Annotated in this window: 16 protein-coding genes; 4 read left to right on the top strand and 12 right to left on the bottom strand. The window is 59.4% G+C overall.

All coding sequences use genetic code 11. The features are described from left to right. Positions 1 to 241: 241 nt before the first annotated feature. The 7 genes from ACN2TU_RS08815 to ACN2TU_RS08785 all read right to left on the bottom strand — a co-directional run bounded on the left by ACN2TU_RS08815 (position 242) and on the right by ACN2TU_RS08785 (position 6,201). Positions 242 to 2,278, bottom strand: coding sequence for a DHH family phosphoesterase (locus ACN2TU_RS08815; protein ID WP_435154732.1), 2,037 nt, complete (start codon positions 2,276 to 2,278; stop codon positions 242 to 244). 337 nt (positions 2,279 to 2,615) lie between these two features. After that, positions 2,616 to 2,870, bottom strand: coding sequence for a DUF8028 family protein (locus ACN2TU_RS08810; RefSeq protein ID WP_435154731.1), 255 nt, complete (start codon positions 2,868 to 2,870; stop codon positions 2,616 to 2,618). Between the two features lie 110 nt (positions 2,871 to 2,980). Then, entirely contained in the window at positions 2,981 to 3,244 is a 264-nt protein-coding gene (locus ACN2TU_RS08805; protein ID WP_435154729.1) for a hypothetical protein, read from the bottom strand. Between the two features lie 27 nt (positions 3,245 to 3,271). Next, the gene (locus ACN2TU_RS08800) at positions 3,272 to 3,883 is read right to left on the bottom strand and encodes a YIP1 family protein (RefSeq protein WP_435154727.1); all 612 of its coding nucleotides are present in this window, start codon (positions 3,881 to 3,883) and stop codon (positions 3,272 to 3,274) included. Between the two features lie 8 nt (positions 3,884 to 3,891). Then, positions 3,892 to 4,479: a thymidine kinase gene (locus ACN2TU_RS08795; protein ID WP_435154726.1), complete on the bottom strand. Its 588-nt coding sequence runs from the start codon at positions 4,477 to 4,479 to the stop codon at positions 3,892 to 3,894. 41 nt (positions 4,480 to 4,520) lie between these two features. Next, positions 4,521 to 5,102 (bottom strand): NADPH-dependent FMN reductase, encoded by a 582-nt coding sequence (locus tag ACN2TU_RS08790; RefSeq protein ID WP_435154724.1) that lies wholly within the window; start codon positions 5,100 to 5,102, stop codon positions 4,521 to 4,523. Between the two features lie 178 nt (positions 5,103 to 5,280). Beyond that, complete coding sequence (locus ACN2TU_RS08785; protein WP_435154723.1) at positions 5,281 to 6,201, bottom strand: HhH-GPD family protein; 921 nt, start codon at positions 6,199 to 6,201, stop codon at positions 5,281 to 5,283. 207 nt (positions 6,202 to 6,408) lie between these two features. Here ACN2TU_RS08785 and ACN2TU_RS08780 point away from each other — a divergent pair, with 207 nt between their 5' ends. Both ACN2TU_RS08780 and ACN2TU_RS08775 read left to right on the top strand, forming a co-directional pair. Further along, complete coding sequence (locus ACN2TU_RS08780) at positions 6,409 to 6,684, top strand: hypothetical protein (protein ID WP_435154721.1); 276 nt, start codon at positions 6,409 to 6,411, stop codon at positions 6,682 to 6,684. Positions 6,685 to 6,734: 50 nt separating this feature from the next. After that, positions 6,735 to 7,058: a ribbon-helix-helix protein gene (locus tag ACN2TU_RS08775; RefSeq protein ID WP_435154719.1), complete on the top strand. Its 324-nt coding sequence runs from the start codon at positions 6,735 to 6,737 to the stop codon at positions 7,056 to 7,058. A gap of 10 nt (positions 7,059 to 7,068) precedes the next feature. Here the strand turns inward: ACN2TU_RS08775 and ACN2TU_RS08770 are convergent, their stop codons facing one another. The 4 genes from ACN2TU_RS08770 to ACN2TU_RS08755 form a co-directional block, all read right to left on the bottom strand. Then, on the bottom strand, positions 7,069 to 7,437 hold the full coding sequence (locus tag ACN2TU_RS08770) for a DUF7344 domain-containing protein (RefSeq protein WP_435154717.1): 369 nt from the start codon (positions 7,435 to 7,437) through the stop codon (positions 7,069 to 7,071). Positions 7,438 to 7,506: 69 nt separating this feature from the next. Beyond that, entirely contained in the window at positions 7,507 to 8,160 is a 654-nt protein-coding gene (locus tag ACN2TU_RS08765) for a helix-turn-helix domain-containing protein (protein ID WP_435154715.1), read from the bottom strand. Between the two features lie 39 nt (positions 8,161 to 8,199). Further along, positions 8,200 to 9,531: an aminotransferase class III-fold pyridoxal phosphate-dependent enzyme gene (locus ACN2TU_RS08760; RefSeq protein ID WP_435154713.1), complete on the bottom strand. Its 1,332-nt coding sequence runs from the start codon at positions 9,529 to 9,531 to the stop codon at positions 8,200 to 8,202. A 55-nt stretch (positions 9,532 to 9,586) separates the two neighbouring features. Beyond that, the gene (locus ACN2TU_RS08755) at positions 9,587 to 10,858 is read right to left on the bottom strand and encodes an MgtC/SapB family protein (RefSeq protein WP_435154712.1); all 1,272 of its coding nucleotides are present in this window, start codon (positions 10,856 to 10,858) and stop codon (positions 9,587 to 9,589) included. A gap of 93 nt (positions 10,859 to 10,951) precedes the next feature. Here ACN2TU_RS08755 and ACN2TU_RS08750 point away from each other — a divergent pair, with 93 nt between their 5' ends. After that, positions 10,952 to 12,226, top strand: coding sequence for an AI-2E family transporter (locus ACN2TU_RS08750; RefSeq protein WP_435154711.1), 1,275 nt, complete (start codon positions 10,952 to 10,954; stop codon positions 12,224 to 12,226). A gap of 30 nt (positions 12,227 to 12,256) precedes the next feature. On the opposite strand, the gene ACN2TU_RS08745 is transcribed toward ACN2TU_RS08750, so the two are convergent. Then, entirely contained in the window at positions 12,257 to 12,532 is a 276-nt protein-coding gene (locus ACN2TU_RS08745; RefSeq protein WP_435154710.1) for a PadR family transcriptional regulator, read from the bottom strand. A gap of 102 nt (positions 12,533 to 12,634) precedes the next feature. Between ACN2TU_RS08745 and ACN2TU_RS08740 the strand changes: the two genes are divergently transcribed. After that, the gene (locus ACN2TU_RS08740) at positions 12,635 to 12,913 is read left to right on the top strand and encodes an amphi-Trp domain-containing protein (protein ID WP_435154709.1); all 279 of its coding nucleotides are present in this window, start codon (positions 12,635 to 12,637) and stop codon (positions 12,911 to 12,913) included. Positions 12,914 to 12,943 lie beyond the last annotated feature (30 nt).

Here is a 12,943-nt window from a genome sequence, read left to right as displayed (position 1 = left end):
TCGCCCTGCTTTCACTGGTAGCAACGGGCGAACGCAGGAGGGAGCGAGTGGCCTTGCCACGAGCGACTGACCAAGTGAGGGCGTGGCTTGCGCCTATTAGTTGCAGACTGCCCAACTCTACCAAAATCTAGTGGTATCGCGTGCGAGACGAGCTTGTGACTGACAGCCGCCAGACATCTCCCTTCACGATGAATATACTTCAAAAATCTCCTCAAAAGTCGCAAAAGCCGAAATCCAGGGTCTAGTTTACTCGTTCGCTAACGGACTCGATAACCGCATCCAGTGCGGCATCGCGCTCGCCGCGGAGGAACTCGACTTTTCCGTCGCGGGTGCCGACTGCAACGATGCCTGCCTCGGGTGCGCGCTCGCGGGCCGTGTCCGCGATGTCGCGAACGTTGACGCCAACATCGCTTCGGATGTGGATTTCGTCGTCCGCGAGGCCGAGCGTGACGTTCTTGCCACCGGGACGTCCCGTGATGTCGTGACGGTGGAGCGCGTCGAGGAGAACCGACGTGGACGGGAAGTCGAAGCGGTGCGTGTAGGCGTCCGTATCGAGGACGGTGAAGGTGACGCCGTTCGCGCCGCGAACCGAGAGGTTCGGTTCGGCAGTGTCCAGTTCGTTTTCGAGCTTCGTGCGGAACTGCTCGCTGACATGCTCGGCGAGGTCGCGCTTTGCGTGCTCGAAGAGGAGGTCGGTGATGAGTTCGCGCTTGTCCTCGTAGGACTGGTAGTAGGCTTCCAGCGCGACTGCCTCGCGGAGGGCCGTCACGTGTGCTTCGTCGTAGCCCGCCCCCTCGGCGAGTTCGACGTACTGTGACGGCGTGTCCACCCAGTAACTGACTGCGGGAAGGTGAGATACGTCCTCGCGCACGTCGGCGTTGATGTGAGCCGCGACGTTCGCACCGAGGACGCCAGCGGCGACGTTTTCGCCCGAGTCACCGAGATACGGGTTGACGACGACTTCCGCCGTCTCCGCCACGTTATCGTCGGGGTACTTGGTGTCGATGACGACATGCGGTGCGCCGTAGATGTCGAGCAGGTCGAGACCGTCGCTGGACTCGACCGTACTTCCGGCGTCGACGAGGACGAAGAGGGGGAGCTTCTCGTCGTGGCGCTCGCGGTTGTCGAGCATGTTCGTCGCGTCCTTCGTCGCGTCTTCCATGTCGTAGAAGCCGTCTTCGAGCGGGCGGCGGTCGAAGTAATGGTACTGGGCGTCGCTTCGGGCGTGTTCCTCGCGCACCAGCGGGAGGACTGCGCGCTCCAGTGCCGCGCCAGCCACGTAGCCTTCGGCACTCGCGTTGTGCCGAACGATGACGGGGCGGGATTCGATGACCGCGCGGCGAATCGCACCGGCGGCGTCCTTGATGTCGTCGTGAATCGCTTCGACGGCAGTGTCGTCGGCGAGCAGGTCAACGTCTGCCGGTCGTGCTTCGTCCTCCAGCGCTTCGGCGAGACGGGTGACGACGGTGTCTTCTTCCTCGTCTGTGAGCGCGTCGAGGTGTTCGGTTTCGACCTGCAGTTCGTTGTTTCGGAGTTCGACTTCGCCGACCAACCGGACGACGTCGCCCGTGTCCACTTCGGGGTACGCACGGACGCCAGCCTCCTTGAATGCGGCACAGTCCACGACTGCGGTTTCGTCGCGAAGTTCGAACACCGTCGGGCCGCTCGTCTGGCTCGCGCCGACGATCTCGCCCTCGATTCGGACGCGTTCGCCGACTCGCTCGCTCAGGCTTTCGATGGCGACGCGCTCCGGTGGTTTGCTGTGTTCCGGAATCGTCGCGCTACCGACCGCGTTTCCCGATCCGTCTGTCGTCGGAGCTGGTTCCGGTGTCTCGTCGGGTTCGTCTTGTGTGTCCGTGTCGTTCTGTTCCGATACCGACTGCTCTGCTTCCGACTTCGTGTCGGGGAGGTACGTGTTTTCGGCATCCTGAATCAGTTTGCCGCGGAACTCGCGTTCCGACTGGCGAATCGACCATCCGAGGTCGATGTTCCCGTTATCACGGACGCCGAGAACTTGGACGTACACCGTGTCGCCCGAGTTCCAGTCGAGGCTCTCCAGTCGCTGGTCTAACTCGCTTTTGTGGAGGAGTCCGGTTACGTTCGTTCCGACATCGATGAAGACGCCGAAGTCGGCGAATCCGTCGACGGTACCTTTGTAGTAACGTCCCGCAGTAAGTTGTTGAGGCCGATTTCCTTCGAATTCGAAGAGAACGTCCTGCTCGTGGCTCGAACAAATCGGGCCGTCTGCAGACGTCCCGCAAATGACGCAGTTACCCATTTATACTGGGACAGAATAGTCCCGGCCTAAAACGGTTGTCGAAATCCCGACGAACTCACACCCCGTTCGACCTCGTCAATAATAGTAAAACGAAAAGTCATCACCGCAGTGCTGACAGTCGACACGTCTGCCTTTGAGCCGTTCTTCGCCAGATTGTCGCTCGTTCCCATCGCTGCTTGCGAGTGTGACTGCTGACGCTGTCCCGCAGTGAGGGCACCCGATGGACATGGCTGACTGGGACATACCCTTCTCTCCGGTACGGGAGCCCATAGTTATAGTCTCGCTAATGAAATATATGCGCCCCATGTTAACACCCAACTAACGAGTTAGTGGTCAGTTAAGCGTCTCCCCGGTGTCGGTGACCCAACAGCAGTGCGGTGAGGTTCAGCGCCAGCAGGATGAAAAACGTCTGAAACTCACCGGGGGTGTCGAGACCGGTTACGAACAGGGGCACGTACAGGAACGGAAGGGTGATTGCGGCCCAGAAGCCGAGAAATCGAATCGGGGTCGAAAACGAGTAGTCGGACGAAGCGTCCGTCTTTTCGTCACTGTCGGAGGTATCGATAGCATCGAGGTCGGTGATTGTAGACATGCTCCCCAGATCATGCTACAATCTACCATGATATTATTATTGAGTCTCTAACGATGGGAAAGCAACGCAACACGAACGAACGTACCGAAATAGGGACTTATTTTCGCCGTTTACTCGAAAACCGGACTATCGTCCTCGAGTTTTTCTATCTCTCCAGCAATTTTTCTGACGTGTTCGGGGAACAGCGAAACCTGCACTTCGTTCCCTTCTTCGTCCTCAAACACCAGTTTCACGCGCTTGTCGCCGAACTCACGCGCTTCCGCCGATTCCACGTCGAATAGTTTCGCCGTTCCTTTCTTGTTCGTCGGCCCGACGTTCTTCAACGACCCGTTCTTCAATTCGACCATGAAATTGTCCATCCGAAGGTTGAGCATACCTTCGATACGCCCTCCTTGCCTTAATTACCAGGGGACGACGCCCCCGAGTGCAGGAAAGGAAGTCACGAATGCATCGAATCCGCGGAACCCGTAGCCGAACACGAGCGCCGACGGTATCGAGGTGACGACGACTGCCCGGATGAGCGACGTATCGTGCACTTCACTTGTCCCGACCGTGAGCAATATCGCACCATACAGGGTGCAAGCGGCGCGTACTTTGGGGAACGGGAGTCCAGCGAACAGACAGGGTGCGACTGCGTAGCCGATGACCTGCACTGTCTCGCTGATGCCTGCCCGGTCGGGAACGAACAGCATCAACACGACCGTCTGGAGCGCCGCCGTCAGATGGAGGACGGCGGGCGCGACGAACAACCCAACCGCGATTAGTACGAAGAGCTTCGAGAGGAACGAATCACCGCCCGCCCCGCCGACAGCCACCCCGCCGAAGGCCATTCGAGAACTGATCTCGACCAGCGTCACGAGGACGCCAAACACCATTCCCGGAGCTTGGTCGCCCGGCGCAACACCGACGTTGAAGAATCGCCGGGGGCGGAGCATCACTTCGCCCCACGCGCGGACGATAGCCCGCGGCCCTCGGTCGCGCCCACCCGTCGGATTCTCGACCCACTGTGTCACGGTTTTTCTTAGTCGGTTCGGAGGGTATGACAGTTCCGACAGCGCGCTTCGTACGACTCCTGTGCGCCGACCAGAATCGTCGGGTCATCAACGTGTGCCGGTTCCCCGTCGATGAGGCGTTGGTTTCGCGTCGCAGGTTCGCCACAGTTCGCACAGATAGCTTGGAGTTTCTCGACGTACTCTGACAGCGAAATGAGTTGTGGCAGCGGGTCGAACGGTTCCCCCCGGAAGGTTTGGTCGGTTCCGCTGACGACGACTCGTCGCTCGTCCTCGGCGAGATGTTCGCAGACGGCGACGAGTTCCGCGGAGAAGAAGTTCGCCTCGTCGATGGCAACGACCTGTTCGCCGTTCAGTTTCTCGGGAATCGTCCAGATTCCCTCGTCATTGGGTTCGATAACCGTCGCATCCCACGAGGCACCGTCGTGTGAGCCAACGGAATCCTCACCGTATCGGTCGTCCAGCGCCGGTTTGAACACGGCGACTTCCTGGCCCGCGATTTCAGCGCGGCGGAGCCGACGGAGCAATTCCTCGGTTTTCCCGGAGAACATACAGCCCGTGATGACCTCCACCCACCCGCTGTTCGTAATTTTGTGCATATCCGAACTGCGCTCAATCCTCCATCAAAAGGATTGCTTATTCAATCGACTGCGCCGATGTTTTCCTCGCTCTCGAAACTCGCCGGACACGGTTCGATGTTGCAATACCGAACGACCTGTGCACCGAGCGTGGCCACGCGGTCTGCCAGTTCGTCGTCGGTGAACTTTCCGTTTCGAACCGCACTGTGTGCCTGCGGCACGGCCACGTCGTAGGGAAGCACCCACGCATCGAGCGAACGACAGACTGACCGAAGGTGATCCATCGCGGTTATCGGAAATCGTCCACCAGCAACCGCGAGCAGGCCGACCGTTTTCTGTTCGAACTCGTCGAACCCGCAGTAGTCGAGGGCCGCCTTCAGCGGCGACGAGTACGACCCGTGATACATCGGCGTTCCGAGGATGAGCGCGTCCGCCTCGCGTACCCGACGTTTGAGTTCCGACGCATCGCCCGCCATTCGGTCATCCGGGTCGTACAGCGGCAGGTCGAACTCGCGCAAATCGAGCAGTTCGCCGGTTCCACCCGCCGGCTCCGCTCCCGAAAGCGCCTGCTCCAGTGCGACTCGGGTTACACTACGTTCCCGGAGACTGCCGCAAATCGCTACGATGCGTGGTTCGTTGGGCATAGAACTGGATAGGTGTGGAAAGTGAATATAGCTACGTGTCAACCAAGAGAAAACAAGAGCAACGACCGTACCTGACTTCGAAGCGAACGTGTTCACGAACGAGTCGTTCGTGAAGTCGGCGGGCTACCACGTGGCGACGACGGAAATTCTGGATTGTGTCACGACTGGCAACTCGACCCTATCGCCTGAGACTGGCGACACACTCCTCACGTTCGTCGCCTGTGTTTTCCAACTCCACCAACCCGTCTTCTTCCAAATCTGAACACAACTCACGAAGCCACGCTTCGCCGTGGTCGCCGTCGTAATCGACCCGGACGCGGGGGCCGAGTTTCGAGAGCGGGAGTTCGTCGTACTCCTTCAGAACCGAGATGACGCGCCCGCGAAACTGCCTGCGAGAGCCGTCGAACTTCGGTTGCGTGGGAACGTCGGGAGCCGTGAAATCGCCGATTCCGTAGGCGTGACACCACTCGCGCCACGGACATCCTGCCGCGTCGCAGGAGGGCGTTTTCTCGCAGGCCACCCCGCCGAGTTCCATGATGGCGTTGTTCCAGACGCGCGATTCGCCGTCCGGCATGAGTTCGCTCGCGGCCTCCTCGAACGCGGTGTCGTCGTCCGGCACGTCGAAGGCCCGGTAGAGGACGCGCTTGACGTTCGTATCGACCACCGCGTTTCCGTTGTTGAAGGCGAACGAAGCGACCGCGTTCGCGGTGTAGGGGCCGACGCCCTGCAAGTTTTGGAGTTCCTCGGGTGTTTCGGGAAACTCGCCGTCGTACTCCGTCGTGACTTGCTTCGCCGATTCGTGGAGGTATTTCGCCCGGTTGTTATAGCCGAGGCTGTGACTCGTCCAGAAGCCGACCACGTCGGCGCGGTCGGCATCCGCGAGGGTTGCGGCGGTCGGCCAACGGTCGAGAAACGCCTCCCATGCGGTGACGACGCGTCCGAGTTGGGTCTGCTGGCTCATCACCTCGGAGACGAGGATGGCGTACGGGTCGTCCGTCTCGCGCCACGGGAACGAACGATGGTCGTCCTCGTACCACGAAACGAGGGCGTCGCGCACCGCGTCGATGTCGTCCGGAAGCGACCACGACGTGTCGGTCATTACCGGCGCTTTGGGCGGGGTCGGTTTACCGGTAGCGATTCGGGAGGGCGTTTTCGTCCGTTCGACCGATGACCGCTGGGGCCGTGCGTGGTGAGTTCGCCGCCAAGTAACCGTGTTCGGCTCGTCACACCGAGACCACGACAGTCCGTGACACGCACGAACGAACAACCTGAAGGCTTATTGCCCGTTCGTCTCAATCTCCGGAAAATGCGCGTACGGCCCTCCACACTTTTCCTCATCGGTGTCGGTATCATCGTCGTCCCCGTTGCGCCGGTCGTTTTCTTCCGCAGTCCGACCGCGTGGATGGCGCTGGGTGGGGCGTTCATTCTCGCAGGAATCGGAACCGCGCTCCACCGCAATCGTGGGCCGCGCTCGGCGCACGAGTCGAGCCCGCAATCTCAACATTTCATCATCTGCCCCCACTGCGGCATCCGTAACTTTGCCAGTAGGGACGTCTGTCGATACTGCGAAAACGAGTTTTAGGGCGGTTCGAGAGCGAAAACCGTATCCCATGCCCGTCCCACCTCCCGGCTATGAGTCTGGATGAGTTGACGGACGACGTGGAAGCGGCGTACTCCGCCCTTGACGACAAACTGGCCGTGTCGCTCGACCGAGAAACGCGCAACGAACTCGCTATGCTTTCGGCGTCACTCGACCCCGACGACCGCGATGAACTGATTCGTAGGGCGGTTCACCTGCTGTTCCAATCGACCGTCGAAACCGGCAAACTGGACTTCCATCTGCGAAGCGCTTACGACGTGACGTACGACGAGTATCTTTCCGGCATGACGTTCGAAGAAATGACGGGTGCGACCCAGTATCCCCAGCGCGACGACGAGCGTCGCTATCAGTTCTAACCAGCCGAAGTTAGTTCAGTTCCCGCCCGAGAGCAACGGTATCGCGGCGGGAAGCCCACTCGACGAACCCACGTTCTGCGAGCTTCGGGAGGTGAACATGTTGCAGTACAACGTGCGCCCGCTGCTCGCTCGCTTCGATACCGGACGTGACGAGATGGGCCGCCAGTTCGGTTATCGTCGCTCGGCCATCGTTTTCGTGTAAATAGCTGAGGACGGTGCGCCGGTGTTCCGAGGCCAGTGCCTCGTACAACTCCGGGGGAAGACGGAGGAGCGCGTTCAATCCGAGTGTCTGTATCGCACTCCGCAGCGAGAATGAAATCCCCTCTCCGCGGCGAACACCAGTTCGGTCGTTTCGTGGTTCGTCTCGCATTTCGGCCATCGTACTCGTTACGAATAGTGTAATGAGAATAGCGCCATTGCCTGTTATAACAGACCTCTTTTATCCGGGTCAAAATTTCTCGGCAGTCGTGTCGAGGAGGACGGATTCGAGCACACTGCCAGCACCGCGCCGCACACGTTCCGAGACGGATTGCTGTGAGACGCCGATTTCGTCCGCGAGTTCTCCGAGAGTAACACCGCGTGGCACGTCGAAGTAGCCGCGTTCGACAGCCGACACGAGAGCCTCTCTCTGTTCTGCGGTTAGACCGAACTCGCCCTGCTCCGACTCCATCTCCGTCGCGACTCGGTCGAGACGGAAGTGGATGTCGTGTTGTTCACAGTAGGTCTGAAATTCGGAAAGGGAATCGTGGTCGTTGAATCGAAGCCGAAACCGCCAGATGTCGTCGCCGTACGCTTCGAGGATGGTCGCGCCGACTTCCGCGATACCGTAGATGAGACTTTCGACGGCTTTGCTCCATTCGACCCGGTAGAGCACTCGATTGCCGACACGGTCGAGCGAAACGAGGTGTTCGACGTTCGGATTCGACTGGACGTCTCGTTCGAACGCCTCGAATTCGGTGCCGATAGCCCAGAAAAACGGAAGCACTTGTCGCGATGCCGGAACCACTCGCTCCAGTTCGACGTGGACATCGGTGTCGGTAAGCAGGGCGGTTCCGAGCAGAAACTCTTCGCCGGGAATCGAGAGGTCGGTCGTGACGCTCATGAAACTGAGACACCACGAAGGGATATAGCCTTGTGTGGCTTAAGCTGCGTCCTCGATGGCGTCGAGAAGGAGGTTGACACCGATGTCGATTTCGCGTTCGGTCACGTCGAGCGGCGGGAGGATGCGGAGCGTCTTGTAACCACAGCCGAGGGTGAGCAGGCCGCGGGAGAGTGCCGAATCGACGACGGCCTCTCTGCGGTCTTTCGTGTCGAACTCGACGGCGAGCATCAGGCCATGGCCTCGAACGTCGATGACGTTCTCGGGGTTCGCATCCTCGATGAGTTCGCGTACCTGTTGGCCGCGTGCATCGACGTTCGCGAGCAGGTCGTATTCCTGAATCGCGTCCATCGTGAGGACGCCCTGAAGCGACGAGAGCACGTCGCCAGCGCCCCACGTGGAGGAGAGTCGGCCCTTCTCCTCGGGGAATACGTCCGAACGCGAGATGGTCGCACCGACGCGAAGTCCCTTCGCGCTGGTGATGACGTCCGGTTCGAGGTCGAGGTGGTCGATTGCCCACATCTCGCCCGTTCGGCCCATGCCCGACTGGATTTCGTCCGCGATGACGTTGATGTCGTAGGTCTCTCGAATCTCGGCGATGTCGGCGACGAACTCGGGGTTCGGAACGCGGTAGCCACCCTCCCCCTGCACGGGTTCGAGGATGAGGTACGAGACCTCTTCGGGGTCGATGACGCCCTGAGCGGGGTCGAGTTTATCGGCGATAACGTTGCTACCCGGCCCGTTGGTCTTCCACCCGCAGTCACACTCGCCCGTACAGGAACAGTACGGAACGCTCACGACGCCCGGAATTTCGGGATAGCCTTTCCGGTGGGCGACCTTCGAGCGATTGAGCGACAGTGCGCCGAGCGTTCGACCGTGGAACGCGCCGTCGAAGTTGAACGCACGGTGGCCACCGCGATTGTAGCAGATTTTGATCGCGTTTTCGACGGCTTCCGCGCCGGAGTTCGACAGGAAGACGGTGTCCATGTCGTAGTGGCTCGTCGCATCGACGAGTCGTTCCATCAACTGCGTCGGGCCGGGGAATTCGGGGTCTTCCGGCGGCCAACCGCCTGCGGCGTAGAAATCCTGTCCCGCGATTTTCGTCGGGTCGGGCAGGTCGAACTCGTCGATTTTATCCATGATTTTCGGGTTGTTGTACCCGAGCGGGGCGGCAGCGACGTGGCTGGTAAAATCGAGGAGGACGTTGCCGTCAACGTCGGTACAGAACGGACCAGTTGCGTCTTCGGTGATGTCCCAAACGAAATCGTACACGTACGTCGTCGGGGCGGCAAACTGGTGATGATAATCAGACCACTGTTTCGCTTTCTTTCCGGGCATCTCCCGGACCTGTGGCTCGGCTGTTTCCCGGTCCATGTCTCCGCTACGAAAAGCCCTGGTTTAAAAAGTTCGAAAAAAGCGCTATGTGTGGTCAAACCACGGCGACGATTGCGGTCGCTCCTGACCCGATGAGGAGGACGCCGCTCCACACCGCGATTCGATAGGCGAACTGGCGGTTCGGTGATGAGATAGTCAGCGCCGCCTTGACGATGATGCTGGACGCGGTTGCCAACAAAATCCCGAATACGGCTGTCTGTTGGTCGAGGTTTCCGCCACTGTACAGCGTCACGGCGGAGGCGGTCACACCCGCACTCGAAACGAGTCCCGACAACAGGGCCGTGATGTAAAATCCGGTTTGGCCGAATTGACTCTTCGCCAGCGCGCCACCGACCACGACGAACAGGAAGATGAGACCGAATCCGAGCACGTTTCTGAGCGAGAACGGACTTTTGAGGTCGATGTCCATCTGTTGTGACCAATCCGCCGAGTAGGCCGCGATGGCGACGCTCCCGACGATAATCGTTCCGAGCGGGATAATCGCGCCGTACAGCGTTTTGTCCGGATTTCCGATGGTGAACGCGAGCGCGATGACGAGGTTCCGAACCGCCATCGCGGCGTCGGCGAGTAAAATTGCGGCCACGCCGTAGGAGGCTGCTTCCGGCCGCTGACGGATGTGGTCGAGCATAGTGCCGACGACAGCAGTCGAGGATGCCAATCCGCCGAAAAAGCCGGTCACGGCGATGCCGCGACCCCCGTAAGTTTCGACCACTGCGTAGTTGGCGATTCCGATACCGGCCACGGTGACGACCATCAACCAGATGAGGCGAGGGCTGACCATGACGCTGCCCATCGCTATTTCACCGGGCGGAAGCAGTGGGTAGATGACGAACGCGAGAATGGCAAACTCTCCTGCGGATCTCAGTTCTTCGCGCGACAGCCCCCACGCGAAAGTGTGAAGCTCCCGTTTCAACACGAGGAGGAGCGACGACACGACGGCGACGGTGACGCCGACGAGGATGAACCCTTCGGCGACGAGGACGCCGACACCGAACGTCACGAGCATGGAAACAGAGGTCGTAAGCGATAATCCCGTTTCCTCGTCGTCATTCAGTAACCCTTGCACCGCGAGAAGAATTCCTTGTACGATGACGAGGAGACCGCCGAGTGCGAGCAGAATGGGTTTATTGACGATGGTGAACGCCGCACCGAGGAGGCTGATGAGTGTGAACGTCCGGATTCCGGCAGATTTCTGTGACCACTCACGCTCCAATCCGAGAAAGAGACCGAGCGCTCCGGCGATTGCGATACGGACAACGTGGCTGTCCAACGTAGCCGACGCAAGAGCGTCTTCGAATCCGTTCACTCTATAGACTATATAGTCGTGCGGATAAAAGAATTGCTGCCATCGCCGTGCCGTGCGCGAAATCTTTATGTTCTGCGCCCGGACTTCTGCCATATGGTCAGCGGATGGAATATTGACAAATCTCGTGCCGCGTGGTGGTCAGCAGGTGCGGCACTCGGACTGGCGACGTTGTTCGTCGTCTACTCGTTTATCGGGACCTTCGTCTTCGGTCTCTTTCTTTACTACGCGACTCGACCGGTGTACCGGCGACTGAAACGACACGTTCGTCCCCCGAGCCTTGCCGCCGCGGTTGCGCTGTTGGCCCTTGCGCTCCCCGCGATTTTACTGATCGTCTACACGCTTGCTATCGCCGTTCAGGAGTTGACGGCGGTCGTGCAGATGACGAACGTCGCATCGCTCCCGGAACCGGTTCGGCAGTACTCGAACGTTTCGGTGATCGCACAGCATCCAGAGGAGTTTTTCACCGACGGGAGTAACACGAAACTCATCGAGCAGGCCTTCGGTTCGACGCTCAAGTACGTCACGTTCATCGGAAACGGTGCTCTGCACCTGTTCGTGATGATCGCCATCGCGTTCTACCTGCTTCGCGACGACCACAAGCTTTCGCGCTGGTTCCGCCGGACGTTCGCCGACAGCGAGGGTGTCCTTGAAACGTACATTCAGCGGGTCGATACCGACTTCAACAGCATCTTTTTCGGAAACATATTGAACGCGTTCATGACCGGCACCATCGGCGCGATTTCCTACAACGTACTCAACACAATCGCCCCTTCCGGATTGGGGATTCCGTATCCAACCGTTGTCGGATTGCTGACGGGTGTCGCCAGTCTCATCCCCGTAGTCGGGATGAAACTCGTCTACTTCCCGGTTACCGCGATTATCGGTGTCGATGCGCTAATGGTGGGTGACCCGAGTCTGTTCTGGTTCCCGGTGGTGTTCGCCCTCGTCTCGTTCGTTATCGTGGACACCATCCCAGACCTCGTGTTGCGTCCCTACGTTTCCGGGCGGAACCTGCACGTCGGGATGGTGATGTTCGCGTACATCTTCGGCCCGCTCCTGTTCGGTTGGTACGGTATCTTCCTCGGCCCGATGATTCTCGTGCTCGTCGTCCACTTCGTGGAAGTCGTCCTCCCGGAGCTCATCGCTGGCAAGCCGATTCAACCGTGGGCTGTCGATCCGACCAACATGCGCGGCGGCGAACCGCTTCTGCAACCACCGCGCGACCCGGAAGAGTCGGTCGATACCGGGGATTTCGCTGCGGGAATCGGCGGTACAGAACAGGACGACCAAGACGGAGCGGAAGGAGAAAACCCGTCCCCGGAACCGGCGGAGATGACGCCGACTGACGGCGACGAGTCGCCGAACTAATCTCGCGTTTCTACTCATCCCGAGTTCGTTTCAGCGGTCGACGAACTGTCGTTCCCATTCTTTGCGTGCGTCGAGGAGCCTTTTACTTCGGTCGGTGAGCAGATAGTAGTTCGTTCGTTGGTCGCGCTTGCCCTTCTCGACGAACCCCTCTTCGACCAGCGTGTCAAGATTCGGGTAGAGACGTCCGTGATGAACCTCCGTGTCGTAGTACTGCTCTAAATCCTCTTGAATCGCCAACCCGTGTGATTCGCCGTGTCCGGCGATAACGTACAAAATATCGCGCTGAAAACCCGTCAGTTCGTGCATCGTCAATATTATCGATTATTGTCTGAATAAAATAAATATAACAATTCACTCATTTCTCCCGATGGGACTGTATTTATCTCCGTGGGCCGCGTCTGCAGAAGTATGCCCGAAGAAGTTCTCTTCGAAACCGAAAGCACGCAGAGCCGAACGGACGTGGCACAGTACCTGCGTACCGTCGCGGACAAACTCGAAAGCGGTGACCCGATAACCCTGAGCGCCGGGAGCCAGTCCGTTACGCTCGACCCGCCGACCCGACCGGTGTTCGAAGTGAAAGCGGAACGTGAAACGTCTTCGTCCGGTCGGAGCGAACTCAGCGTCGAGTTCGAACTCGAATGGAAAGAGGGTGAGGAGGGGAGAGACGGGTCGCTAGAAATCGAGTAATCGGTCAACGCAACCCGAGCGATGAATCCG

This window comes from Haladaptatus marinus (genome assembly GCF_051194195.1).
The sequence above is the reverse complement of the archived record's forward strand: the minus strand, read 5'-3'. Positions and strand labels throughout refer to the sequence as shown.

Excerpts from the sequence above, each read along its gene's own strand:
- ACN2TU_RS08815 (WP_435154732.1), bottom strand. The coding sequence starts at position 2,278 with ATGGGTAACTGCGTCATTTGCGGGACGTCTGCAGACGGCCCGATTTGT.
- ACN2TU_RS08810 (WP_435154731.1), bottom strand. The coding sequence starts at position 2,870 with ATGTCTACAATCACCGACCTCGATGCTATCGATACCTCCGACAGTGAC.
- ACN2TU_RS08805 (WP_435154729.1), bottom strand. The coding sequence starts at position 3,244 with ATGCTCAACCTTCGGATGGACAATTTCATGGTCGAATTGAAGAACGGG.
- ACN2TU_RS08795 (WP_435154726.1), bottom strand. The coding sequence starts at position 4,479 with ATGCACAAAATTACGAACAGCGGGTGGGTGGAGGTCATCACGGGCTGT.
- ACN2TU_RS08790 (WP_435154724.1), bottom strand. The coding sequence starts at position 5,102 with ATGCCCAACGAACCACGCATCGTAGCGATTTGCGGCAGTCTCCGGGAA.
- ACN2TU_RS08785 (WP_435154723.1), bottom strand. The coding sequence starts at position 6,201 with ATGACCGACACGTCGTGGTCGCTTCCGGACGACATCGACGCGGTGCGC.
- ACN2TU_RS08780 (WP_435154721.1), top strand. The coding sequence starts at position 6,409 with ATGCGCGTACGGCCCTCCACACTTTTCCTCATCGGTGTCGGTATCATC.
- ACN2TU_RS08775 (WP_435154719.1), top strand. The coding sequence starts at position 6,735 with ATGAGTCTGGATGAGTTGACGGACGACGTGGAAGCGGCGTACTCCGCC.
- ACN2TU_RS08770 (WP_435154717.1), bottom strand. The coding sequence starts at position 7,437 with ATGGCCGAAATGCGAGACGAACCACGAAACGACCGAACTGGTGTTCGC.
- ACN2TU_RS08765 (WP_435154715.1), bottom strand. The coding sequence starts at position 8,160 with ATGAGCGTCACGACCGACCTCTCGATTCCCGGCGAAGAGTTTCTGCTC.
- ACN2TU_RS08760 (WP_435154713.1), bottom strand. The coding sequence starts at position 9,531 with ATGGACCGGGAAACAGCCGAGCCACAGGTCCGGGAGATGCCCGGAAAG.
- ACN2TU_RS08750 (WP_435154711.1), top strand. The coding sequence starts at position 10,952 with ATGGTCAGCGGATGGAATATTGACAAATCTCGTGCCGCGTGGTGGTCA.
- ACN2TU_RS08745 (WP_435154710.1), bottom strand. The coding sequence starts at position 12,532 with ATGCACGAACTGACGGGTTTTCAGCGCGATATTTTGTACGTTATCGCC.
- ACN2TU_RS08740 (WP_435154709.1), top strand. The coding sequence starts at position 12,635 with ATGCCCGAAGAAGTTCTCTTCGAAACCGAAAGCACGCAGAGCCGAACG.